At 65.5% G+C, this 24421-nt stretch carries 21 protein-coding genes and 1 pseudogene; 12 read left to right on the forward strand and 10 right to left on the reverse strand.

The genetic code is table 11. The annotated features are described in order from the left end of the window. Nucleotides 1–92: 92 nt before the first annotated feature. Nucleotides 93–998, forward strand: a complete 906-nt coding sequence (locus APH25_RS05020) for a LysR family transcriptional regulator (RefSeq protein ID WP_028634375.1) — start codon at nt 93–95, stop codon at nt 996–998. A gap of 10 nt (nt 999–1008) precedes the next feature. On the opposite strand, the gene APH25_RS05025 is transcribed toward APH25_RS05020, so the two are convergent. Further along, nucleotides 1009–1602: a biliverdin-producing heme oxygenase gene (locus APH25_RS05025; protein WP_060481314.1), complete on the reverse strand. Its 594-nt coding sequence runs from the start codon at nt 1600–1602 to the stop codon at nt 1009–1011. Nucleotides 1603–1718: 116 nt separating this feature from the next. Between APH25_RS05025 and APH25_RS05030 the strand changes: the two genes are divergently transcribed. Then, nucleotides 1719–2210: a GNAT family N-acetyltransferase gene (locus tag APH25_RS05030; RefSeq protein ID WP_060481275.1), complete on the forward strand. Its 492-nt coding sequence runs from the start codon at nt 1719–1721 to the stop codon at nt 2208–2210. Nucleotides 2211–2255: 45 nt separating this feature from the next. On the opposite strand, the gene APH25_RS05035 is transcribed toward APH25_RS05030, so the two are convergent. Then, entirely contained in the window at nt 2256–3629 is a 1374-nt protein-coding gene (locus APH25_RS05035) for an 8-oxoguanine deaminase (protein ID WP_060481276.1), read from the reverse strand. Between the two features lie 194 nt (nt 3630–3823). Between APH25_RS05035 and APH25_RS05040 the strand changes: the two genes are divergently transcribed. Beyond that, complete coding sequence (locus tag APH25_RS05040; RefSeq protein ID WP_060481277.1) at nt 3824–5059, forward strand: MFS transporter; 1236 nt, start codon at nt 3824–3826, stop codon at nt 5057–5059. Here APH25_RS05040 and APH25_RS05045 read toward each other — a convergent pair. Beyond that, the gene (locus tag APH25_RS05045) at nt 5005–5940 is read right to left on the reverse strand and encodes a LysR family transcriptional regulator (RefSeq protein WP_060481278.1); all 936 of its coding nucleotides are present in this window, start codon (nt 5938–5940) and stop codon (nt 5005–5007) included. The two genes, APH25_RS05040 and APH25_RS05045, sit on opposite strands and share 55 nt — an antisense overlap. Before the next feature lie 186 nt (nt 5941–6126). Here APH25_RS05045 and APH25_RS24835 point away from each other — a divergent pair, with 186 nt between their 5' ends. Further along, complete coding sequence (locus APH25_RS24835) at nt 6127–6678, forward strand: sterol desaturase family protein (RefSeq protein WP_082428214.1); 552 nt, start codon at nt 6127–6129, stop codon at nt 6676–6678. Here the strand turns inward: APH25_RS24835 and APH25_RS05050 are convergent. The 5 genes and pseudogenes from APH25_RS05050 to fni all read right to left on the reverse strand — a co-directional run. After that, nucleotides 6602–7534 (reverse strand): annotated as a pseudogene (locus tag APH25_RS05050) (phytoene/squalene synthase family protein); the annotation flags it as partial. The gene APH25_RS24835 and the pseudogene APH25_RS05050 sit on opposite strands and share 77 nt — an antisense overlap. After that, nucleotides 7531–9021, reverse strand: a complete 1491-nt coding sequence (locus APH25_RS05055) for a phytoene desaturase (protein WP_060481280.1) — start codon at nt 9019–9021, stop codon at nt 7531–7533. The pseudogene APH25_RS05050 and the gene APH25_RS05055, both read right to left, overlap by 4 nt. Further along, nucleotides 9018–10184, reverse strand: coding sequence for a lycopene beta-cyclase CrtY (crtY, locus tag APH25_RS05060; protein WP_060481281.1), 1167 nt, complete (start codon nt 10182–10184; stop codon nt 9018–9020). The genes APH25_RS05055 and crtY overlap by 4 nt, the downstream gene beginning before the upstream one ends. Further along, nucleotides 10169–11446 carry a glycosyltransferase gene (locus tag APH25_RS05065; RefSeq protein ID WP_060481282.1) on the reverse strand — a complete coding sequence of 426 codons (1278 nt, stop codon included), beginning with the start codon at nt 11444–11446 and terminating at the stop codon, nt 10169–10171. Before APH25_RS05065 ends, crtY begins: the two co-directional genes overlap by 16 nt. Continuing rightward, nucleotides 11443–12489 (reverse strand): type 2 isopentenyl-diphosphate Delta-isomerase, encoded by a 1047-nt coding sequence (fni, locus tag APH25_RS05070; protein WP_060481283.1) that lies wholly within the window; start codon nt 12487–12489, stop codon nt 11443–11445. The genes APH25_RS05065 and fni overlap by 4 nt, the downstream gene beginning before the upstream one ends. A gap of 185 nt (nt 12490–12674) precedes the next feature. Here fni and APH25_RS05075 point away from each other — a divergent pair, with 185 nt between their 5' ends. Further along, entirely contained in the window at nt 12675–13658 is a 984-nt protein-coding gene (locus tag APH25_RS05075; RefSeq protein WP_082428215.1) for a polyprenyl synthetase family protein, read from the forward strand. Here the strand turns inward: APH25_RS05075 and APH25_RS05080 are convergent. Further along, nucleotides 13626–15389: an FAD-dependent oxidoreductase gene (locus APH25_RS05080; RefSeq protein ID WP_060481284.1), complete on the reverse strand. Its 1764-nt coding sequence runs from the start codon at nt 15387–15389 to the stop codon at nt 13626–13628. The two genes, APH25_RS05075 and APH25_RS05080, sit on opposite strands and share 33 nt — an antisense overlap. A 194-nt stretch (nt 15390–15583) precedes the next feature. Between APH25_RS05080 and APH25_RS05085 the strand changes: the two genes are divergently transcribed. The 3 genes from APH25_RS05085 (at nt 15584) to APH25_RS05095 (ending at nt 18407) form a co-directional block, all read left to right on the forward strand. After that, nucleotides 15584–16360 (forward strand): IclR family transcriptional regulator, encoded by a 777-nt coding sequence (locus tag APH25_RS05085; protein WP_060481285.1) that lies wholly within the window; start codon nt 15584–15586, stop codon nt 16358–16360. Nucleotides 16361–16495: 135 nt separating this feature from the next. Then, on the forward strand, nt 16496–17548 hold the full coding sequence (locus APH25_RS05090) for a Gfo/Idh/MocA family protein (protein WP_060481286.1): 1053 nt from the start codon (nt 16496–16498) through the stop codon (nt 17546–17548). 31 nt (nt 17549–17579) lie between these two features. Next, the gene (locus APH25_RS05095; protein ID WP_060481287.1) at nt 17580–18407 is read left to right on the forward strand and encodes a sugar phosphate isomerase/epimerase; all 828 of its coding nucleotides are present in this window, start codon (nt 17580–17582) and stop codon (nt 18405–18407) included. 48 nt (nt 18408–18455) lie between these two features. Here APH25_RS05095 and APH25_RS05100 read toward each other — a convergent pair whose 3' ends face one another. Further along, on the reverse strand, nt 18456–19880 hold the full coding sequence (locus APH25_RS05100) for a PLP-dependent aminotransferase family protein (protein WP_028634363.1): 1425 nt from the start codon (nt 19878–19880) through the stop codon (nt 18456–18458). A gap of 323 nt (nt 19881–20203) precedes the next feature. On the opposite strand from APH25_RS05100, the gene APH25_RS05105 reads away from it, so the two are divergent. The 4 genes from APH25_RS05105 to APH25_RS05120 all read left to right on the forward strand — a co-directional run bounded on the left by APH25_RS05105 (nt 20204) and on the right by APH25_RS05120 (nt 24396). Beyond that, nucleotides 20204–21613 (forward strand): amino acid permease, encoded by a 1410-nt coding sequence (locus APH25_RS05105; RefSeq protein WP_060481288.1) that lies wholly within the window; start codon nt 20204–20206, stop codon nt 21611–21613. Between the two features lie 127 nt (nt 21614–21740). After that, nucleotides 21741–22517, forward strand: coding sequence for a trans-aconitate 2-methyltransferase (gene tam, locus APH25_RS05110; protein WP_060481289.1), 777 nt, complete (start codon nt 21741–21743; stop codon nt 22515–22517). A 113-nt stretch (nt 22518–22630) separates the two neighbouring features. Beyond that, a complete protein-coding gene (locus APH25_RS05115; protein WP_060481290.1) occupies nt 22631–23341 on the forward strand; it encodes a YebC/PmpR family DNA-binding transcriptional regulator in 711 nt (236 codons plus the stop codon). Nucleotides 23342–23460: 119 nt separating this feature from the next. Then, nucleotides 23461–24396, forward strand: a complete 936-nt coding sequence (locus APH25_RS05120) for a LysR family transcriptional regulator (protein WP_060481291.1) — start codon at nt 23461–23463, stop codon at nt 24394–24396. Nucleotides 24397–24421 lie beyond the last annotated feature (25 nt).

Genomic DNA, 24421 nt, shown 5'->3' on the forward strand with positions numbered 1-24421 from the left:
AATGCTTGCCAGTACTGCGCCACCCGTGACCCTGCGGGGGGGTAAAGTGTGGTCATCATTCCCGAGCGCCCTGACGCGTCAGAGAGGAACCTGTGGCCGCCTACACCTTGCGACAACTCAAGTACTTCGTTACCACCGTTGAGGCCGGGAGCGTGGCCGAGGCCTCACGGCAGCTCTACATCGCACAGCCGTCCATTTCCACGGCGATCAAGGGCCTGGAAGAAAGCTTCGGCGTGCAGTTGTTCATCCGCCATCACGCCCAGGGCGTATCGTTGACCCCCAGCGGCAAGCGCTTCTACGCCAAGGCCAAGTCGCTGCTGCAAATGGCCCATGAGTTCGAGCAGAATGCCCTGGCCGACAATGACACCGTCGCCGGGCAGATCGACATCGGCTGTTTCGAAACGGTCGCGCCCCTGTACCTGCCGCGCCTGATCGCAGGGTTCAGGCAACGCTACCCCGGCGTGGACATCCGCTTGCGCGACGGCGAACAGCAAGATTTGATTCAAGGCCTGACGGCGGGCACCTTCGACCTGGCGTTTCTGTACGACCATGACCTGGATGGCACCATCGAGGCCGAGCCGCTGATGCCGCCGCAGAAGCCCTATGTGCTGCTGCCGGAGAACCATCGCTTTGCCGGGCAGGCGCAGGTGTCGCTGCGTGACCTGTGCCCGGAGCCGATGATCCTGCTGGATGTTGCTCCGAGCCGCACCTATTTCGTCAGCCTGTTCAATGAAATGGGCCTTACCCCCAACATCGTCTTCAGCTCACCCTCCATCGAGATGGTGCGCGGCATGGTGGGGCAGGGTTTTGGTTTCTCGCTGCTGGTCACCCGCCCTCATTCGCCCTACACCTACGATGGCCAGCGCCTGGCGATGCTCGACATTACCGAGCCGGTCGCCCTGTCGGGTCTGGCTGCCGCCTGGTTGAAGCGGGTGCACCTGACCAAGCCTGCCCAGTTGTTCGTCGAGTTTTGCCGGGAAGAGCTGGCCAAGTTTTAAGGGCGCTGCGCTAATGCTTGGCGTCGAACACGTTTTGAAGGTGGCTTCGGTAGGCGTCGAATGCGGCAATGGCGCCGTCTATCGCCTCGATTTCCTGCTGCTGCGTCAGGCTCAGTTCATCGACGCCGGCGACGAACGCCTGCCAGTGCAAGGCGCGCCCTTGTGGGTGGGCGGCCAGATGGCGGGCGCCGCAAGTGCCGTCCAGGCCCAGGTGCTGGGCCCACTTGAACAGAAAGGCCGCCCCCAGGTTCGAACCCTCGCAGCAGTACAGCCAACCCAGCGCCTGGGCCGGGCTTGCCCGCACCCGCGTGGGCACGGGCGGTTGTAGTAGCAGCAGGTCCTGCATGTCCTGCTGCACTGCGGCAAAACGCGATAACCCATGAAGGCCCGGCAGTTGCCGGTTCAGCTGTTCATCCTGATAAAGCCCCACAAGGCTGCCGTGGAACTGGTACTGCACCTGCAAGAAGCGGGCATAGCGTTCGCGGCTTTCGAATGGCCGTGCGGCCACCACCAGCTGATCGACGCTGTCGTGCTCCCGGTGGGTGGACGCTTTGAGGCGTTTGCAGCGGCTTGCTTCAGCAGGTGGCAAGGGTACAACGGTCATCGGCAAATCCGCAGCATCAAGTAAGGTGCCCATGATGCTTGCCATTACGGCATCGCGGCAAGCTTGACGGGCGGTTACCATAGACCAGCCCTACGCCTCACCCAAGGATAACCGCCATGCCCATGCTTCAATTCCGCTCCCCGGTCGCAGAGGATGCCTACCGCTGCCATGCCATCGAAACCGGCGCCTACGAAGGGGACGAAGCCGCCACGCTGGAAAAGATCGCCACCCGCATCACCCAATACCCCCAAGGCTTCCTGCTGTTGGAGAGCGATGGTGATATCGTTGGCTTCATCAACAGCGGTTGTGCCCACCAGGTGGTCATGTCGGACGAGGCCTTCAAGGAGCTGGTGGGGCACGACCCAGCCGCACCGAACGTGGTGATCATGTCGGTGGTGGTCGACCCCGCCCAGCAGGGCAAGGGCTACGCCAGGCAACTGATGCAGGCCTTTGTCGCCCAGATGAAGGCCGCAGGCAAACAGACCATCCACTTGATGTGCAAGGCCCAGCATGTGCCGTTGTACGAGAAGATGGGCTACCGCTATGTGCAGCCGTCACCCTCCGAGCATGGGGGCATGGCCTGGCACGAGATGGTGATGGCGCTGTGAAAACGGCCGGGCCTGCGCACACCCCGCGCGGGCCCGGCTGGGCGGTCAGTCGCCGCTGACCAACTGGCGCGCCAGCTGGTTGTGGCGCTCCAGTACCCGTGGCAGGTCCACGGTAACCAGGTGGCCGCCCTGCACCACGACGCGGCCATTGATCACGCTGGTGTGCACCTGGGTTGGGGTGCAGAACACTAACGCCGCCAGCGGGTCGTGGTGGGCCCCGGCATAGGCCACGTTCCCAAGGTCGAAAGCGACGAAGTCGGCCACCATGCCAGGGGCCAGTGCGCCGATGTCATCACGGTTAAGCACCTTCGCCCCGCCCAGTGTGGCGATCTCCAGCGCCTCGCGCGCGGTCATGGCATCCGGGCCGAATCCTACCCGCTGCAGCAGCAAGGCCTGGCGTACCTCGCCAATCATGCTGGCGCCATCGTTGGACGCCGAGCCGTCCACCCCGAGGCCCACCGGCACCCCGTGATCTCGCATGCGGCGCACCGGGGCAATACCCGAAGCCAGGCGCATGTTCGAGCAGGGGCAATGGGCAACACCGGTACCGGTGCGGGCGAACAATTCGATGCCGTGCTGGTCCAGTTGCACGCAGTGGGCGTGCCAGACATCGTGCCCCACCCAGCCAAGGTCTTCGGCGTATTCGGCAGGGGTCATGCCGAATTTTTCCCGGCTGTAGGCGATGTCGTTGACGTTCTCCGCCAGGTGCGTGTGCATCGACACACCGTAGTGCCGGGCCAGCACGGCCGCTTCGCGCATCAGGTCGCGGCTGACCGAGAACGGCGAGCAGGGCGCCACCACAATGCGGCGCATGGCGCCGTGGCTGGCGTCGTGGTAGTCCTCGATCAGCCGTTGCGACTCCTTGAGGATGTCGGGTTCCTTCTCCACCACCGAGTCTGGTGGCAGGCCGCCCTGGCTGCGGCCCACGCTCATGCTGCCGCGCGCGGCATGGAAGCGCATGCCGATGTCGGCGGCCGCGTGAATGCTGTCGTCGAGCTTGCAGCCGTTGGGGTAGATGTACAGGTGGTCGCTGGAGGTGGTGCAACCGGACAGGATCAGTTCGGCCATGGCGGTCTGGGTCGATACCGCGATCATTTCCGGGGTCAGCCGTGCCCAGATCGGGTACAGCTGGGTGAGCCAGTTGAACAGCTCCCCATCCTGGGCGGCAGGCACTACCCGGGTGAGGCTCTGGTACATGTGGTGGTGGGTGTTGACCAGCCCTGGGATAACCACCTTGCCGGCCATGTCCAGCACCACATCCGCGTGTTGGGGCAGGATGTCGCTGGGGCCAACCTGGGTGATCAGGTTGTCTTCAATGAACAGGCCGCCGCCGCGTATTTCGCGGCGTTGGCCGTCCATGGTCACCAGCAGTTCAGCATTTTTGACCAGCAGTGTTTTTTTGGGTTGTACGAGTGACATGGCTTGAGCCTGTCGCAATACGCGTCAGCGATGACAGACGTCGTAGGCGAGGGGTTATGTAATCAGGAATCTGAAAAGTTGTATACATCGGCGCTTAATTGATGATCTGTATTCAGGCAATTTGTGAAATATGGCCGGCAATAAGAAGCCAGAGAATGAATAGACTGATGTTTTACCGTTGTGAGTATTAACCGATGCCTGTTGCACAACCTGATCTTGCCGTTCCCCCCGCTGATCGAAACGCCGGGATCAGCATCGCCATCCTGGCCTTTTCCGCCTTTCTTATCGTGACCACCGAGTTTCTGATCGTCGGCCTGTTGCCCGCGCTCAGTCGTGACCTGGGGGTGTCGATTTCGGTGGCTGGGCAATTGGTCACCCTGTTCGCGTTCACGGTCATGCTGGCGGGGCCCTTGCTGACCGCGCTGCTGGCCCACCTGGACCGCAGGCGGCTGTTTATCGGCATTCTCGTGCTGTTTGCCGCCTCCAATGCGCTGGCCGCCGTCTCGGGCAGCTTTTGGGTACTGGCCATTGCGCGGGTGATTCCGGCCTTGGCGCTGCCGGTGTTCTGGGGCACTGCCAGCGAGACGGCTGGCCAGTTGGCCGGGCCGGGCAACGCCGGGCGTGCGGTATTGAAGGTATACCTGGGCATTTCGGCAGCCATGCTGCTGGGTATTCCGCTGGGCACCCTGGCGGCTGAGGCCATGGGCTGGCGCGGCGCGTTCTGGATGCTGGCCAGCTTGTCGCTGCTGATGGCCCTGGCCATGTGGGTGTGGATGCCGCAGGTGCCCCGTACGGCGAAGGTGGATTTTGCCCGTCAGGCGCGGATCTTCACCGAGCGCTTCTTCCTCGCCAACGTGCTGCTGTCAGTGGCGGTGTTTACCGCCATGTTCACCGGATACACCTACCTGGCCGACCTGCTGCAGCGCGTCGCCGGCGTGCCGGCAGCCCACACCGGCTGGTGGCTGATGGGCTTCGGGGCAGTCGGGTTGCTCGGCAACTGGGTCGGGGGCCGCGCGGTGGAGCGTTCGGCGCTTATGGCAACTGCCGGTTTTCTGGTGTTGCTGGCCATGGGCATGGCAGCACTGGTGCCGCTGGCGCATATGGGCGTGCTGTTTTGCCTGGCGCTGGCGGTGTGGGGCGTGGCCAACACCGCGCTGTACCCCATCAGCCAGGTCCGGGTGATGGCGTCGGTAAACCACGCTCAAGCGCTGGCAGGTACCACCAACGTTTCCGCAGCCAATGCCGGTATCGGCTTGGGGGCCGTGCTGGGTGGCCTGGCCATTCCTGCCCTTGGCATCGAAAACCTGGGCTATGTGGCCGCAGCGGTGGCGTTGTTGGCGCTGTTGCTGGTGCCCCTGGTGCGGGGCCTTGCACCTCAGGCTGACGGCCCTGGCCGTGTGCCGTGTGGCGCCAGCCGCGCCAGCAGGTAGTCAAGCAACGCCCGTACCTTGGGCAGGGCTTCGCGGCTTTTCAGCCATACCAGGTTCATCGGCAGGCCGTCGGTCGCCAGCCCTGGCAGCACTTCCACCAGGTCACCCCGGTCCAGGTGCCGTTGGGTCAGCCAGGTGGGCAACTGACCGATCCCATGGCCGGCCAGCACCGCCGCGACCTCACCCTCGCCATCGCCCACCGCGATACGCGGTTGCAGCGTGCGTTGCTCCATCTCGCCCGGTTGGCGGCCCTTGAACAACCAGGGGCTGACCTGGCCGTCGGTATGCCCATAGCCGACGCAGTGATGGTGTTCCAGGTCCCGCTCGTGCCGGGGTACGCCGTGCTCGGCCAGGTAGGCGGGCGCTGCGCAGAACACCAGGCGCTGCGCACCGAAATACTGGTGCCCCAGCGCGGCTGGCCAGGTGTCGGGGCCGCCGATGCGTACCACGATGTCGATGCCTTCGTAGACCGGGTCGACGAAACGGTCCGAGAACGACACATGCGGCTGCAGCAAAGGGTGCAGACGAATGAAGTCGAGGATCAGCGGCAACACATGCAGGCGCCCGTAGGACGCCGGCAGCTCGATGCGTACCTTGCCGTGGGGCTGGTCGCCTGTTACCAGCAATGCGTGCTCCACCTCTTCGAGGTCGGCCAGTACGCAGGTGCAGGTGCGGTAAAACGTCACGCCGGCTTCGCTGAGCGCCAACCGGCGAGTAGTGCGGTTGAACAACCGCGTGCCCAGGCGCGCCTCCAGCCTGGCAATGCTCTTGCTCACCGCAGAGCCGGTAAGGTTCAGCCGCTCGGCGGCTGCCGTGAAGCTGCCGAGGTCGGCCACGGTAACGAACACATCGATGCCTTTCAGGCGTTCTGAGGAATACATGAGCAACCTTGGCTAAACCCGTTCACTGCCCTGGCAGCATACGGGATCCTGTGTGAGACTGCCGATTGGCAGCATGAACACCGTTTGGGCAGCGCTGTGATGGAACACTGAACGCCCCCTCGTACTCTTAGCTGCACTACCCACCACCGGACGCCCTCGCTGTCCGACATCGCCCGGAGCGCAAGCATGACCGTTACGCTGCTGACCTTCTTCGGCACCCTGGCAACCATGGAAGCCGTTGCCTGGCTGGCGCACAAGTACATCATGCATGGCTTCGGCTGGGGCTGGCACCGCTCGCACCATGAGCCGCGCACTGGCCTGTTCGAAAAGAACGACTTGTATGCGGTGGTGTTTGCCGTGCTGGCCATCATCCTGATCGCCCTAGGCACCGCCGGGTGGTACCCGCTGCAATGGGTAGGCGCGGGCATGACTGCCTATGGCCTGCTGTATTTCGTGGCCCATGATGGCCTGGTGCACCGGCGCTGGCCGTTCAAGGTGGTGCCGCGCCGGGGCTACCTGAAGCGGCTTTACCAGGCGCACCTGTTGCATCACGCAGTACCGGGCAAAGAGGGGTGCGTCTCGTTCGGGTTCCTGTACGCGCCCTCTATCGAACGGCTGCGCCGGCAACTGCGTGCTCATCATGACGGGCCACTGCGCCGCAAGGGCGCTGCCACAGCTGCGCAGGCCGCCGAGGGTGGCGATGCAGCCGCCGGGTCAGGGCCTGCCACAGGCCACTGAGCAACGCGCCCACCTTTTCCAGCCGTGTGGTGGACAGGCGCCCGTCCCAGGCGTCGGTGCCTGCCCGCATCACCTTGTGGCCAATACGCCGGTACACTTGGCCTGCGGTGGCAACGGCCCACGCGCAACGCAACGGCAGTGCTGCCAGCCCGGCCTGGGCGCTGGCGTAGTAAGGCTCGGCTTCGGCTACCAGGCGCTGGGCCATGCTCGCCACGGCGCGGCGGTGGCGGGGGTCGGCCAGTGCCTGGGCGGGTACCTGGAACTCTGCCAGCCAGGTGGCTGGCAAGTAGCAGCGGCCCACCCGGGCATCGTCGACGATATCCCGGGCGATATTGGTCAGCTGCATGGCCAGGCCCAGGTCGCAGGCCCTGTCCAGTACCTGTTGTTCATGGACCCCCATCACCCTCGCCATCATCAGGCCGACCACGCCGGCCACGTGGTAGCAGTAGCCCATTACCTCGTCCAGCGTCTGATAGCGGCAGCCCGAGACATCCTGGGCAAAGCCCTCCAGCAAGGCGAATGCCTCGTCCCGGGTGACGCCATGGCGGCGCACCACCTCCTGCAAGGCGGCGAAGGCCGGGTCATGCACCGGCCGGCCGGCGCAGGCGGCGTCGGTCTGCAACTGCAGTGTGGCCAGGCGTTCGCGGGCCTGCTGAGGTGTCAGCACCACCGCGTCGTGGCCCGCCTGCTGGCCATCGATCACATCGTCGCAGTGCCGGCACCACGCATACAGCAGTACAGCACTGCGCCGGGTTTGCGCGTCGAACAGGCGGGAGGCGGCCGCGAAGCTCTTGGAGCCCACCGCGATGCTGTGTTCGGCGTGGGCCAGCAACGCGTCATGGCTGGCCGGGGTCATGGGTGCAGGTCCTCCAGCATCAGGGCGGCGGTGGCCTTGGCCGAAGCGATCACGCCGGGTACCCCGGCGCCTGGGTGGGTACCAGCGCCTACCAGGTACAGGTTGCTCACCTGGCTGTCGCGGTTATGCGGGCGGAACCAGGCGCTTTGGGTCAGCAACGGCTCCAGCGAGAAGGCCGACCCTACGTGGGCGTTGAGCTCGTGGTGGAAGTCCTGCGGGGTGAAGATGCGGCAGGTGACCAGGTCGTCGCGCAGGCCGGGGATGTAGTGGTGCTCCAGGTACTGCAGGATACGGTCCCGCAAGCGTGGGCCTTCCACTTCCCAGTCGATAGGGGCATTGCCCATGTGCGGCACCGGCGCGAGCACGTAGTGGCTCGAGCAGCCCTCGGGCGCCAGGCTGGGGTCGGTGGCGCAGGGGGTATGCAGGTACAGCGAGAAGTCATCAGGTAGGGTAGAGCCGTTGAAGATATCGTCGATCAGCTCGCGATAGCGCGGGCCGAAGCACACGGTGTGGTGCCGCAGGTGGGGCTGGGGGCGTTTGAGGCCGAAGTGCACCACGAACAGTGAATTGCTGAAGCGCTTGCCCTTGAGCCGTTTGCCCTCCTGGGTGCCGCGGGGGTGCCCGCCCAACAGGTCGGCATAGGTGTGCACCACGTCGGCATTGGAGGCCACCGCGTCGGCCTCCCAGCGGCGCCCGTCACGGGTGCGCACGCCGGTCAGGCGGCTGCCCTGGGTTTCGAAGGCCTCCACTTTGGCGTTGAGCTCCAGCGTGCCGCCCATGTCGGTGAACAGCTTGGCCATACCCTGTACCAGGGCGCCGGTGCCACCTTTGGGGAACCACACGCCCCAGGTACGCTCCAGGGCATGGATCAGCGTGTAGATCGATGAAGTGGCGAACGGGTTGCCGCCGACCAGCAAGGCGTGGAACGAGAGCGCCTGGCGCAGTTGGTCGTCCTTGATGAACTTGGCGACCATGCTGTACACGCTGCGCCACGCTTGCAGGCGCGCCAGTTGCGGGCCGGCGTGGAGCATGTCGCGAAACGACAGGAAGGGCACCGCGCCGAGCTTGATGTAGCCCTCCTGCAGAACGTCCTTGGAGTAGGCCAGAAACTGCCGGTAACCCTCTACATCCGCTGGCTCGAAAGCTTCGATTTGGCGCTCCAGTTCGGCCTGGTCGTTGCCATAGTCAAAGGCGCGGCCATCTTCCCAGCACAGGCGGTAGAACGGCGCCACCGGCAGCAATTGCACGTAGTCCTGCATGGGGCGCCCGGCCAGGGTGAACAGCGCCTCGATGGCGCTCGGGTCGGTGATCACCGTGGGGCCGGCGTCGAAGGTAAACCCTTGGTCGTGATAGACGTAGGCGCGCCCGCCCGGCTTGTCGCGCCCCTCCAGCAGGGTGGTGCGTACACCGGCAGCCTGCAGGCGAATGGCCAGGGCCAGGCCACCCAGGCCTGCGCCGACAACCAAAGCGGATCGTTCGTTGCTCATGAAGGGTCCTTGAAATGGGCTGGAGAATGGCGCAAGGCGGCCTGGACGGCCTCACCGACCGGCACTGGCGGCTTGCCAGACAAAATGCGCAGGCGGTCGCGCCAGGTGTTGTGGCCCGCATAGAACCGGGCGATCAAACCTTCGGGCAGTTGGTAAAAGCGTTGCATCACACGCCAGCGCTGGTCCGGTCGCCCGGCCAGGAACAGCATGCGGTTGAGCAGTCGGTAAAAGCGCTGGTCTCGCCAGCGTTGTTCCAGGTAGCCGCCCAGCGCCTCGGCCAGCGAGGCTGCGCTGTCCAGTGGTTGGGCGGCCAGCCAGTCGGCCAGGCGTACCGCGTCCGGCAACGAGTAGCCGGTGGTGCAGTGGAACAGCCCGGCACGCAGGCCGACCGCAGGCTGGCGGTGCTGCGCCCCCCACCAGGCGGGAAAATCGTCGGCCAGGGTGATGGGCAGCACGCCTTGTTCTTCGCGCAGGCATTCGGCAACGTGCCAGCCGCGCTGTTGCAGGTAGGCGCCGATATGTTCGCGCAACTGCTCGGGGGCCGGTGCCTGGCGGTCTACGTAGTGGGTGTCTTCCACCAGCAGGGTGTCGCTGCTGAACGGCAGCACATAAACAAAGCGATAGCCTTGGCCTTGCGGCACCCGGGCATCCATTAGGATGGGGGCCTGCAAGCCGTGGGGGGCGGTCAGGCGCAGCACCTGGCCGAGAAACGCCTGCTGGCCGAGTACCCGGTGCGGGCTGGGCTGAATGCCACGCCCGTCCAGCACCACGTTGGCGTGCAGGGTTTCGCCACTGGCCAGGGTGACCTGGTCGGGGCGAGCCTCGGTTACGTGGCAGCCCGTGCGCAGTGAGGGGCCCAGGGCAGGGGTGATGACCTGGGCGAAGTGCTCGCTGGTGATGCTGGCGTAGCCACTGGCAAGGCACCGCGAAAAAGCCGGGAAGTGCACGTGGTAGGCCGGCCAGCGCTTGACCACCAGCGGTGCCAGCCAGCGCTGCTGCGGTGGCGTCAGGTCGGCATCATGGAACGACCAGGTGTGGTTGCCACCCAGCTCGGCGGCTTGCTCCAGGCACAGCAGGCGCAGTTCCGGTCGCAGTTGCTGCAGGCGCCAGGCAATCAGGCCATTGGCCAGGCCGCCGCCCAGCAGAATCAGGTCATGGCGCACAGGTTGCCCTCCTGCAGCACAGGTTTGCCGCTGCGTAATGCGCTTTCAAGGATGTCAGCGCCGCGCTGGACGCCGCCGCAGGTGGCGAGTTCGGCCTGCAGCGCGGGGTGTGTGGGGGCTGGCTGGCTGAGCAGCCGCCCCAGCGCATCGCTGATGGGGCCGACCCCGGCGTGGCGCGACAGCACCTCACCGAGCCGGTGGTAGCGCACGCGCGCAGCCACGCCAGGCTGATCGAAGGCAATGGGGATGACCAGCAGTGGGGTGCCAGCCGCCACCGTGTCGAGCACGGTGTTCAGGCCGCCATGGCTGACCACCACGCTGGCCTGGCGCACGGCCCACTGTTGGGGGGCGAAATCGGTGACGAGGGTGGCGCCCAGGTGCATCAGGCTGGCCTGTTGTGCCGAGCTCAACCCGCCGCAGTGGGCAACCAGCAGTTGAGCATCCAGGCGACGGCAGGCTTGGGCGATACGCGCGAACAGCTCGAAGCGGTGACCTTGCAGGGTGCCCAGGCTGGCGAAGACCAGTGGCTTGCCGGCGTCGAACGCCCAGTCGGGGGTTGCGGTGGAAGGTGCGCCGCGCAACGGGCCCACCGCATGGAAGTGTGCGGGTAGCCCTTGCCGGTGGAAGTCCAGGTTACAGGGTGTCTGGCTCAACTGGGCCAAGGGCGACAGGCACTGGTGGGCCGCCTGGCGTGCCGGCAGGCCCAGCGCCAGGCACGCTTGCTCCAACGCATGCTGCATGGGCCGCATCAGCCAGTCATGCACGCGCTCACTGCCTTCGTAGATGCGCGGGTCAAGGCCATGATTGAAGGGCATGACGGGCAGCGGCAGGCCGGGCTCCCGGTTGATCGGCAATGCGCAGGCCACCGAGAAGAACGGCAGCCCACAATGTTCGGCGGCCAGTGCACCTGCGGGCTCCATCTGGTCGCAGATCACCGCATCCACGTGCTGTTCACGCAGCGCCGCAGGCAGCCATTTGCACAGCATGGCGGTGGTCTGTGCCAGGTGCCGTATCAGCTGGCGCAGTTGCAGCGGCCCGGTTGGCCTGGCCACCAGCCCCATGGCGTGGTCCAGGCTACCCGGCGGGCAGTCGGCATGGCCAACCTCGACGTAACCCAGCCGTGTGTCGCTGACCCAGCGCTGCGCTTCAGGCTGATGGAAGAAACTCACCCGGTGCCCACGCGCAACCAACTCGGCGCCCAGCGCCTGCATGGCCGCAAAGTGGCTGGGGTAGGGCGGTGCAACGACCGCAAAGTGGCTCATACCAGGTCCAGGCGCGGCGGCACCAGGCGTGCCCGACGCAACTGGGCAAGATTTTGCGAGCCGGTGCAGAAGCAGGCGATGCGCAGTTGGCGGATGATCACGTCGAAGTGCGTCACTACCGCTTCGGTTGACGCCATGGCCGCTGTGAGCACCCCGGCGGCCTGGCCCACCAGGTCGGCGCCCAGGCGGATGGCCTTGGCCACATCCACCCCGTCGCGCACACCGCCCGAGGCGATCAGGCCAATACCGGGCACGGCGCGGTGCACCGCCAGTAGGCTCTGCGCCGTTGGGATGCCCCACCCGCTGAACGCCATCGCCACCGCGTGATCGGCGGCATTCTGGGCGCGTTCGGCTTCCACCGCAGCCCAGCTGGTGCCGCCAGCGCCTGCCACGTCGATCATCGCGACGCCGGCATCGCTCAACTGGCGTGCCACTGCCGGGGAGATGCCAGCCCCTACCTCCTTGATGACAACGGGCGCGGGTAGATGCCGGCACAAGTGCTCGATGTGCGCCAGTACGCCCTGCCAGTTGCGATCACCCTCGGGCTGCACGGCTTCCTGCAAAGGGTTCAGGTGGATGATCAACGCGTTGGCCTGCAAGCTGTCCACGGCGCGCCGGGCCAGGTCCAGGCCATCGAGCTCACGCAGCTGCGCGGCGCCCAGGTTGGCCAGCAGCGGTGTATCAGGTGCCAGGCGGCGCAATTCACCAGTCAGGCCTTGGTCCTGGCCGGCGCGCAGGCTGACCCGCTGGGAACCCACCCCCATGGCAACGCCGAGTGCCTGGGCCGCTTCGGCCAGGTGATGGTTGATAAAACGGGCCCGTTCCGCCCCTCCGGTCATCGAGCTGATCAGCAACGGCGCCCGCAGGGGCATGCCGAACAGCTGGGTGCCCAGGTCTACATCGTCCAGTGCCATTTCAGGCAGGGCGCAGTGCTCGAAACGCAGCGCCGACCACCCCGGGTCGACCCCGTGGCTGGCGCTGCTGGTAGCCAGGACGATATCCAAATGATCGTCCTTGCGTTGACTCAACGGGCTTTTGTTCATGCCGGCTCCATTGCCAGGGAATCATCCTGCGGTGCGTGCGGTCTGTGTGCATGAGCCAGACAACTTGTACAACGCGACGCGCTTTGTATAGCTAAGCTGAAAATTGGCACAGCATCAGGCAACGGCGTGCATCAGTCGTTCCTTTTCTACTACGGTCAATGGGCCGCCCACATCGCGAGGCAAGGATGACGACCACAGCCCCCACGCTCAGCGCCGCCGACGCCGGCCACGATCACCAGCTGGCTGCAGCGCATGCCGCCATCGAAGCCCGGCTGGCCGCCTTGTTGCCACCCGCCGGGCATGAACGCGACCTGGTCGCGGCGGCCATGCGTGACTGCACATTGGCACCGGGCAAACGCTTGCGGCCCATGTTGCTGCTGTTCACGGCCAAGGGCCTGGGGGCTTGCCCGCAGGCAGCGCTTGACCTGGGCTGCGCCGTGGAGATGGTGCACGCGGCCTCCCTGGTGCTGGACGACCTGCCTTGCATGGACAACGCAGCGCTGCGCCGTGGCCGGCCAACGCTACACCTGGCCTTCGGCGAGGATGTAGCGGTACTGACGGCGATTGCATTGCTGTCGCGCGCCTTTGGCGTGGTCGCCGGGCTGCAGACGGTGGCACCGGAGGTGCGCAGCGACCTGGTGGTAACCCTCACCGCTGCCATTGGCAGCGAGGGTTTGGTCAAAGGGCAGCTACAGGATTTGCGCGATGGTGCGCGCCCGCGCACGGCGGCGGAAATCGCCGAGACCAACCAGCTCAAGACGGGCGCGTTGTTCGCTGCGCTGTTGGGCATGGCCGGCCGGCTGGCCGGTACCGGCACTGCGCAGCTGGCCTGCTTGCACCGCCTGGCCGACGCCCTGGGCCAGGCGTTTCAACTGCACGATGACCTGCACGACCGCGACCCGGCCAGCGGCAAGAGCACCGGCCTGGACCAGGGCAAGTCCACGCTGCTGGCCATGTGCGGTGAGCGTGAGGTGCGCCAACGGCTGGAGGTGCACCTGCAGACCGTAGAGCAGTGCTTGGTGAACCTGGCGCTGGCCGATTCGCCGATCTGCACGGCCATGCGCAGGGTCTTTACGCGAAGCGCAGGGCAGGCCGGCGGTACCACGGGCGCGTGGTGCCAGAACCGGCTGGACGCCTCAGCGGGTGGCGCCTTCACCCAGCATGTCTGAACCGTTGGCCGCCGCTGGCTGTTCATACGCGGTGGCGCCGGCAATGTGCCGGCCTGCCACGTAGCCGAATGTAAGCGCAGGCCCCAGGTTGATGCCCCCTGAGGGGTACCAGCCGCCAAAGATGCTGGCCATGTCCGTGCCCGCTGCGTACAACCCTTCGACCGGTTTCCCGTTGGCGTCCAACACCCTGGCATTGCCATCGGTGCGCAGGCCGGCGAAGGTGCCAAAGCAACCTGGTTTGACCTTCACGGCGTAAAACGGGCCATGTTCTATAGGGGCCACGCAGGGGTTCGCGCCGTTGTGCTGCGGGTCGCCCTGCTTGCGGTTGAACGGTGTCGAGCCGCGGCCGAAGGCCGGGTCCTGGCCATTGCGGGCATGCAGGTTGAAGGCATCCACCGTCGCGCGCAGCCCCGCAGGGTCGATCCCGCATGCCTGCGCCAGCAACTCGAGGGTGGCAGCCCGCTTCAGGTAGCCGCTGCGCACATGTGGGCCCACCGGCAGCGGTGCCGGGCGCGCATGGCCCAAGCCGTAACGCCGAATGAACCGATGGTCGCACAGGAGCCAGGAGCACACCTCCTGATCCTCCGGTACCGCCGCCACCATCGCAGACACGTAGTCGTAGTAACCGTGCGCCTCGTTGACGAAACGCTTGCCGCTGGCGAGCACGCCAATGATGCCCGGTTTGCCTCGCTCGATGATGTGCGGAAAGTGGCCGATGCTGCCGTCGCGGTGCGGTACCTGCGAGACCGGCGCCCAGGCCACGGGCGACTTCAAGTCGGTGGCAACGATGCCGCCTGCCGACTCACCCAGGCGCAGGCCATCGCCAGAACAGCCCATGGGGGGCAGGGCCAGGTTGTCGTGGCCGCTGCTGTCGCGGGGGAATAATTGCTGACGGCGCGCGGTGTCGTGGGGGAACCCGCCCGCGGCCAGCACCACGGCGCGGGCGCGGATGCGTTGCTCGCCATTGGGTGTGGTGACCGATGCGCCACAGACCCTGCCTTGCTCGATCAGCAGGTGCCTGGCCGGCGACGACGCCTGCAGGCGCACACCCAGGTCCTGCGCCGACTTGGCCAGGCGTGCAACCAGCGCCACCCCATTGACCAGGTGCATGGCCCGGCCGTAGCGTGCCAGGTGATAGAGGTGGCGGCCGAAGCGTTTGCACACATGCAGCAGCGCTTTGGGCGAGCGTGTCATGTTGAGGAACGCGGCCAGGTCTGGCCCCGCCATGATGGGCATCCCCATGAACGAGGTTTCGCGCAGCGTCCTGCGCAGGCGCGGCAGCAGCGCGCCGACTTCGCGGGCGTCGTAGGGTGCGGCAATCACCTGGTGCCCCCCTTGTGCCGCGCCTGGGGTATCGCCGTGCATGTCGGGGATGCCATTACCGTCCACGAACTGCAGCGCTGTGTGCTGCTCGAAGAACGCCACCATGTGCGGGCAGGCGTGCAGGAAGGCCTCGACGCGCTCCGCGTCGTAGAACGCGCCCAGTTCATGACGCAGATACGTCAGTGGCTGGGTGATGTCTTCTTCGAAGCCAGCACGCCGCGCCAAGGGGTTGCGCGGTACCCAGGCCCAGCCGCCGGACCAGGCGGTGGCCCCGCCGAACACGTCATCCTTTTCCACTAGCACCACCTTTTGCCCGTGCCAGGCCGCCGTAACAGCAGCAGCCAGGCCGGCAGCACCAGAGCCAATGACCAGTACATCGCATTCGGTTTCAACGGGCGCGGCAGACATCGTGAGATTCCTGTATTTTTATTGGAACTTGATTCCATATTCTTATGAGGGCCGGCATTGCCCGCAAGTAGCGGAGCGTCGAACCCCGCGTTTTATGGGCGATAATCGGCCGAATTGAGCCGACCCCACCGCACGCGACTTTATCGACATGGAATCATCTTCCACCCTTTGTTCCCTTTTTCAGGACACCTCCTATGGCCGGCAGCCAAATCGAGCGCGCATTCAGCCTTGTCGAAAGCCTTACCGGGGAGCCTCAGGGTTTGGCCCTGCAAACCCTTGCAGAGCGCCTGGGTATTCCCAAAAGCGCCACTCACCGCATGCTTGCCGAGCTGGTGCGGCTGGGCTACGTGCGCCAGAACCGTGACACCAGCCGCTACCAGTTGTCGGCCAAGCTGGTGGCGCTGGGCTTCCGCTACCTGTCCAGCAGTGGTGCTGACATCGTCCAGCCCATCCTTGATCGCCTGGCCCAGGACACTGGTGAACTGGTGCGCCTTGGGGTGATCGACGGTGCCCGCCAGGTGTGGATCGCAAAATCCCAGGGCGCGCGCTCCGGCCTGCGGTACGACCCGGACATGGGCCGTGACGCGCCGCTGTTCTATACCGCCTCCGGGCATGCCTGGCTGGCCTGCCTGGAGGACGAGCAGGCCGTGCAGATGGTGCTGCGCCAGGGCATCGCCGACCCCGAACAGTTTGGGCCGAACGCGCCGCGCTCCATGGACCAGTTGCTCGGCTACCTGCACCAGGCCAGGGAGCGGGGCTACGCCTGGGTGGAGCAAACGTCCGCAGTGGGCATGTCTGCCCTGGCGGCGGTGATTCGACGCCCCAGCGACCTGGGGGTGATCGGCGTGCTGAGCATTGCCGGGCCCAGTGCACGGCTTGCGCCAGGGCGCTTGGCCGAGCTAGCGCCACTGTTGCTGGCGGCGGCGCAGGAGCTGTCGGTAGCAAGCCCGGCCAGCGAGCTGTTCGCCTGACGCGCTTACTGGTCGATTACCGAACAGTGTCTGATGGCAGGGATGTCGAAAACAGGAACGAAGTTCTACAGTGCTGGTTATTGAATCCGGAATCCTGTTCCAGAAAGCCAACAATAATCTGCCGAGGACCTTCTTTTGAGTTCACCTCTACGTATCGCGCTGGTCGGCGCAGGCATCATGGGCCGCCAGCACTACCAGCACCTGCAGCACGTGCCGGGCGCGCAGCTGTGCGCGGTAGCAGACCCAGGCCCACAGGCCGAGGCGTTCGCTGCTGAATGCGCAGTCCCTTGGTTCGCGGACCACCGCGTGATGCTCGACAAGGTGCAGCCGCAGGCCGTGATTGTCGCCAACCCCAACAACCAGCACGTGCTGACGGCCCTGGACTGTGTACAGGCGGGCGTGCCTGTGCTGGTGGAAAAGCCGGTGGGTGTGCACCTGGATGAAGTCCGCACCCTGGTGGAGGCCTCTCGGCGCACAGGTGTGCCCGTTCTCGTCGGGCACCACCGTCGGCACAACCCGCTGATCGCCAAGGCTCACCAAGTCATTGGCGGCGGCGCGCTCGGCCGGCTGATCAATGTGACGGCCATGTGGCAACTGCAAAAGCCTGACAGCTACTTCGACACCGCATGGCGACGCGAGCCGGGGGCGGGCTTTCTCCTGACCAATCTCATTCACGACCTCGACCTGCTGCGTTACCTGTGCGGTGAAGTGGTGCAGGTGCAGGCGTTCACCCGCAACGATGTGCGCGGTTTTGCCAATGAAGACAGCGCGGCCGTGCTGCTGCAGTTCGAGAACGGCGCCTTGGGCAGCCTGACCGGTTCGGACGCTGTGGCAGCGCCCTGGAGTTGGGAGCTGGACTCGGGCGAAAGCCCCGTTTACCCCCGTCAGCCGGATCAACCGTGCTACCTGCTGGCGGGCACCCGGGGCTCACTGAGCATTCCGCAGCTCAAGCATTGGCATTACGCACAGGCGGGGGCGGGGTGGCATACGCCATTGCTGCAAAGCCAGGAAGGTATCCCGGTTGGCGAAGCCTTGACCCTTCAGTTGCAGCATTTCGTGCGCGTGGCCCGTGGCGAGCAGGCCCCATTGATTGATGCCGCCGATGGGGGGCGTACCCTGGCACTGGTCGACGCTATCCGCCAGGCAGCCGCCAGCGGCCGGGCCTGTGCTCCAGAATTGATCGCCTGACGGGCGTGTTCTTTATTGACGGTGAAGCAAAATGACGGATCGAATTTTTTCCCTGGCAGCGCTTACGGTACTGGAGCTGTCGCCGCCGGACATGGTGGAAGCCGCTGCACGTGCGGGGTATAGCCACGTAGGCCTGCGCCTGGTGCCGGCGACAGAGCAGGAACAGCACTTCCCGCTGGTGGCCGACGCGAGCTTGCGCCGGCAAACCCAGGCGCGGTTGCGCGACACCGGCATCAAAGTGCTGGACCTGGAGATTCTGCGGCTCAAGCCGGATACCTGCGTGGCGGACTTCAAGGCCATTCTCGACGTGGGCGCGGAACTGGGCGGTACCGAATTGCTGGTGGCGGGCAACGACCCTGACGAGTCGCGGCTGACCGAACGGTTCGCGCACTTGTGTGACCTGGCCGCAGACTACGGCATCTACCCGCATCTGGAGTTCATGCCCTGGACAGAGGTGCGTGACCTGCGCCAGGCCATGCGCGTTGTGGCCAATGCTGATCGCCCCAACGCCTGTGTATTGGTGGATGCCTTCCATTTCAACCGCTCGGCTTCGGCGCTGGCAGACCTGGCCACGCTGGCACCCGAGCGCCTGCGCTATGCCCAGTTGTGTGATGTGGCGGGCCCGGTACCGGATGACATGGATGAAATCCTGCGCCAGGCGCGCAACGAACGGCGCTTTCCGGGCGACGGCGATGCTGACCTCGTAGGGTTGCTGCGTGCTCTGCCAGCGAACGTGCCGCTGAGCCTGGAAATACCGACCCGCCAGTTGCTGGAGCAGGGTATCAGTGGCGAACAACGGGCACGCATGGCCCTGCAACGGGCCAAGGCCGTACTCGCCAAAGCCACCTCCCTTTCGTAAAAGCGAGGGATGCGCCGCAAAGCGGCGCCGCTTGCAGCCATCGCCCTTTCACACCCCCCCACGCCGCACATGCTTGGCCAGCACCTGCTCCAGCATTTCCCACATCAACGGGTCCAGGCTGAATGCCACGTTGAAGCGCATCCACCCGGTCTGCCCGGCATCGACCATGAACAACTGGCCAGGCCCGAGCATGATGCCTTTTTCCAGCGCATCGTCCAGCAGCAGCGCGCTGTCGGTAATCGCCGGGTGGCGGGTCCAGATGTACATGCCTTCGTCCGACTCGGTGAACAGCTCGAAGCCCAGCCGGTGCAAGTGCCGGCCGACTTCCTGGTGGGCTTCGGCCAGGCGCTGGCGCAGGCGTTTGAGGTGCTTGCGCCAGCGGCCGTCGATGATCGCGGCATACACCACACGCTCCATCACCTGGGACGTGGTCAGCCCCGAGCGCATCTTCATCTGCAGCAGCTGCTGCGCCAGGCCCGGGTTGGCCAGCATGTAGCCCACCCGCACATTGGGTGAGATGCTCTTCGAGTAGCTGCCCACGTACACCACCTGCTGCAGATGGTCGAGGCTGGCCAGGCACGGCTGGGGTTCGGCGATCATGTCGGCATACAGGTTGTTCTCGACCAAGCGGAAGCCATGCTGGCTGGCCAGTTGCAGCAGGCGGTGCAGTTGCGGCAGCGGGGTGCGCGAGCAGGTCGGGCTGTGCAGGTGCGGCTGGGTGAAGAACGCCGTCGGGCGGTGCTGCGTCAGCAGGTGTTCGAGGTGGTTGAGGTCGTAACCGGTAGGCGTGCGCGGTACGCCCACCAAGGTGGCGCCCTGGGTACGCAGGATGCTCATCAGGTTGGGGTAGCCAGGGTCGTCCACCAGCACCACGTCACCCGGCCGAACCAGCGTGCGCACCGCCAGGTCCAGGGCCTGGCTGGCGCCGTGGGTAAGCATCAATTGCGCAGGGTTGGCGACGATTGACAGTTCCTGTTGCAGGTTCTGCGCGGTCAGGGTACGCAGCTCCGGCAACCCCATGGGGTCGCCGTAACCGGACAACTCCAGCGGGCTGCCGGCCACCTGGCGCAAACCCCGGCGCAGGCCGTCCTCGTACATCCAGTCGTTGGGCAACCAGCCGCACCCCGGCTTGAACGGCAGCTGGCGGATCTCGAAGATCTGCTGCAGGTACCATTCGGAGTTGAACGTTGGTCGGCTGGCGTCAGCCTCGGCAGTGTGCTGCTCCAGCAGTTCGCCTGCGGCCCGGTTGACGAAGAACCCCGCATTGCCCCGGCTCACCAGCAGGCCTTGAGCGACCAGGCGGTCGTACGCCTCGACCACGGTGAAGGTGCTCACCGAGTAGGTGGCGGCAAAGGCGCGGATGGACGGCACCTTGGCGCCGGGCTTGAGCGTCTGGTTGTCGATAAGGGTGCGAAGCCCGTCGATGATCTGGTTGACCAGCGGCGTCGTGGACTCTGGATGTAGTTGCAGCATGGGGTGCCTTCAGGTGGGTGTAGCCAGGCGCTTTGCCGGTGTATTGGTTCGGCGGCCTATACAGTGCAGTGCGAGTTTCATGCCACTGTGCATGGCTCTCTGCGTCGGACATTTTTACATTAGGTGTCAGATATCGCCACATAAAGCATGTTCAGTTCGCCCCAGGTGTCAGCCCTGGGGCGCGTCAGCAGGCCGCCATGGAAGGCCTGCGTGTGTTTGTCACACCATCCTGCCCGCATTAGCACTGATGTACAGGTGAAGCCGCCAGCCATCGGGGTTTCACGCATTTCCTTGGATAAAAAGAAGCACGGGGTACACAACTGATGGACGCAACATCCACAACAACCACCGCGAAAGGCGGGCACGAGAGCAAGCTCAGTGCCTCGCTCAAGTCGCGCCACCTGACGATGATGTCCATCGCCGGGGTGATCGGCGGCGCCTTGTTCGTCGGCTCCGGCAGCGTGATTCACAGCGCCGGGCCGGCTGCGGTGCTGGCCTACCTGGCAGGCGGCATCCTGGTGGTGCTGATCATGCGCATGCTGGGCGAAATGGCGACCTCGTCGCCCGACACCGGTTCGTTCTCCACCTATGCCGACCGCGCCATCGGCCGCTGGGCCGGGTTCACCATCGGTTGGCTGTACTGGTGGTACTGGGTCATCCTCATGGCCTGGGAGGCCTACGTGGCGGGCAAGATCCTGCATGGGTTCTTCCCGGATGTCAGCGTCAACGTCTTCGTGCTGGCCACCACCCTGGTGCTGATCACGGTCAACTTCTTCAACGTCAAGCACTACGGCGAGTTCGAGTTCTGGTTCGCGTTGATCAAGGTGATCGCGATCGTCTGCTTCCTGATCGTGTGTACCGCCGCAGTGTTGAACATCTGGCAGTTCGGTGAAGTGCGGGGCATCACCCACCTTACCGCCGAAGGCTTCATGCCCAACGGGATCACCACGGTGATCGGGGCCTTGCTGGGCGTGATGTTCGCCTTCCTGGGCGCCGAGATCGTCACCATCGCCGCCTCCGAAGCCAAGGACCCTGCCGCGCAGATCGTCAAGGCCACCAACTCGGTGGTGTGGCGCGTATGCCTGTTCTATGTGGGTTCGATCTTCCTGATCGTCTGCCTGGTGCCGTGGAACGACCCGCACCTGGGCGTCTCCGGTTACGGTGCCTACCGCCGGACCCTGGAGCTGCTGGGCGTGCCTTACGCCGAGCTGCTGATGAACTTCGTGGTCCTGACTTCGGTAAGCAGTTGCCTGATCTCCGGCCATTACACAGCTTCGCGCATGCTGTTCTCCCTGGCCCAGCGCGGCGATGCACCGTCGTTCTTCACGATCACCCGGGCCGGCACCGGCGTACCGGTGTACGCAATCATGGGCTCGTGCGCCGTGGCCATCGTCTGCGCGCTGATCAACTTCAGCGAGACGCTGCGCCCCAAGGACGTGCTGGACACCCTGATGAACACCACCGGCATGATCGCCTTGCTGGTGTACCTGGTGATTGCCTGCTCGCAGCTGCGCATGCGTCGCAAGCTGATTGCCGAGGGCAAGGAAGTGCGCCTGAAGATGTGGCTGTTCCCCTGGCTGACCTACCTGGTGATCGCGTTCATCGTTGCTGCCCTGGTGACCATGGCCTTCATGCCTGACTACCAGATTCTGGTGATCTCCACCGGTATCGCCGCTGCGGTGGTGGTGGCAATGGGCGTGGTGCATCAGCTGCGCAGCAGCCGCCAGCACTAAGCGTCAACGGCGTTACGCTGCGGCCGGCTCCCTTGGGACCCGGCCGTTTTGCATTGTGGGCCTTCCCCAGCCCCAGACACCCGGCAGATGGCATATGCTGCACCCATCGCTCAAGGAGATTGCTCCCATGTCCTGGTCCGCCACCCAGTATTCCCTGTTCGAAGACGAACGCACCCGCGCCGTGCGCGACCTGCTGGCCGCCGTGCCCCCGCGCCCGGTGCGCCACGCCACGGACCTTGGGTGCGGGCCTGGCAACTCGACAGAAGTGCTGCTGCAGCGTTGCCCCGACGCCCAGGTGACGGCGCTGGACAGTGACGCCGACATGATCGACAAGGCCCGTGAGCGCAAGCGTCTGTGCATTCCGCGGGTGCGCATGATCACTGCCGACATTACCGGCTGGTGCGCGGCCGAACCCCAGGACCTGATCCTGGCCAATGCGTCGCTGCAGTGGGTACCCGACCACGCCAGCCTTTATCCGCACCTGGTCCAGCAGCTCAGCGAGGGCGCCAGCCTGGCCGTGCAGACCCCCGACAACCTGGAGGAACCGGCCCATGCCGCCCTGCGTGAAATCGCCAGCCAGGGCCCATGGGCGGCAACGTTCGCTGATTTCCGATTGCCACCCAGGCACGGCGCCAGCTTCTACTACGATGTGCTCAGCCCGTTGTGCACGCGGGTGGATGTGTGGCGTACCACCTACTATCACCCGCTGGTCGGCGGCGCCCAGGCGGTGGTGGAGTGGTTCAAGGGCTCAGCCCTGCGGCCCTACCTGGCACGCTTGCAGCCCCAGGAGCAGGCGCAGTTCCTGCAGCTGTACCTGCAGGCCATGCAGCACGCCTACCCGGCGGCCAGCGATGGCAAGGTGTTGTTGCCGTTTCCGCGGTTGTTCGTGGTCGCGACCCGTTGAGGCGCGGCCTGATACCGACATGTGTTGTCGATCACGGGGCAGAGGCGTATAAAATGCACCCACTTTTTGTGCCGGTCGCTTCCTGAACCGGCCGCTGAAACAAGAGAGTCGACATGGGCGCACAGTGGAAAGCCAAACATAAAGAAGCCGCGGCCAACGCCAAAGGCAAGGTCATGGGCAAGCTGTCCAAGGAAATCCAGATTGCCGCCAAGGCTGGCGCCGACCCGGACATGAACCCGCGCCTGCGCCTGGCCATCGACCAGGCCAAGAAAGCTTCGATGACCCGCGAGACCCTGGAACGGGCCATTCGCAAAGGTGCGGGCCTGGACGGTGATGCCGTGCAGTACGCGGCGGTCAGCTACGAAGGCTTCGCGCCGCACCAGGTGCCGTTGATCGTCGAGTGCCTGACTGACAACGTCAACCGCACTGTCGCGCAGATTCGTGTGTTGTTCCGCAAGGGCCAGCTGGGTGCCAGCGGCTCGGTCGCCTGGGATTTCAACCACGTTGGCCTGATCGAAGCCACCCCCACCGGCGACGCCGACCCGGAAATGGCTGCCATCGAAGCCGGTGCCCAGGACTTCGAGCCAGGTGACGAGGAAGGCTCCACGCTGTTCATCACCGACACCACGGACCTGGATGCGGTGCAGAAGGCGTTGCCGGAGCAGGGCTTCACCGTGACCTCTGCCAAGCTGGGTTACACCCCCAAAAACCCGGTGAGTGCGGCCAGCCTGAGCGCCGAAGCCCTGGCCGAGGTTGAAGCATTTCTGGAAGCCATCGACGAGAACGATGACGTACAGAACGTGTACGTGGGCCTGACCGAGTGACCTGCCTGGGCCGCTTTCGCGGCCCGATCGCCGGCAGCGCCGGCGGCCACGGCCGCGCGTGACCTCCGCCAGGTTGCGCCTGGCCTGTGGGGCTGTCGATACCCCCGAGGGCAGCCTGCATGAACCCTAGTTTCGCCTCCCTCAGCCTGGCGCACCTGCGCACGCTGGAGCATCTGCTGCAACTGAAGAACCTGAGCCACGCTGCCGAGCGCCTGGGCGTGAGCCAGTCGGCCCTGAGCCGGCAACTGGCCCACCTGCGAGAGGCGTTCGACGACCCGCTGCTGGTGCGCCAAGGGCGTGGCTATGTGCTCAGCGAGCACGCCGAGGCCCTGGTCGAACCCCTGCGCCAGGTGCTTGAAGAGCTTCACAGCCTGCGCCAGCCCGCCGTCTTTGACCCTGCCCGCTGTGAACGGCGTTTTTGCCTGGCCGCCTCGGATTACGTGGCCGAGCACATGTTGCCGCTGCTGGTGGCAGCGCTGGAGCAGGAGGCCCCTGGGGTGTGTCTGGAGTACCGCACCTGGCAGGCCGGGCAATACGCCTTGCTTGCCAGTGGCGAAATCGACCTGGCCACCACCCTGTTCGACGAGTCGCCGCCCAACCTGCACGGGCGCCTGCTGGGCGAAGACCGGGCCGTGTGCCTGATGCGGCGCAACCACCCGCTGGCCGCCCACCCCGTGCTCGGCCAGAACGATTACCTGGCGCACAAGCACGTGCGTATTTCCGGGGGTGGCGACAAGGACAGCTTCATCGACCGCCATTTGCGGGCGCAGGGCCTGCAGCGTCGGGTAGGCCTGGAGGTGCCGTTTTTCTCCGCTGCGGTGCAGGTGATCGCGGCCAGCCAGGCGGTAGCGACGGTGCCCGAGCATATTGCGCGGCAACTGTGCCGCCTGCATGCGTTGGCGTGGCGGCCACTGGGCTTCGTGGAGCACACCCAGCGTTATTGGGTGGTCTGGCATCAGCGCTTGCAGGCCTCGGCTGAGCATCGCTGGTTGCGCAACCGGGTGTTCGATCTGTGGCGTCAGTCGCAGTTCGGCGTGCAGGGTGGGGTCGCCTGACAGCCTCGGGCATCAGGGCGGTTGG

This window comes from Pseudomonas sp. NBRC 111119 (genome assembly GCF_001320125.1).
GTDB classification, from domain to species: Bacteria; Pseudomonadota; Gammaproteobacteria; order Pseudomonadales; family Pseudomonadaceae; genus Aquipseudomonas; species Aquipseudomonas parafulva.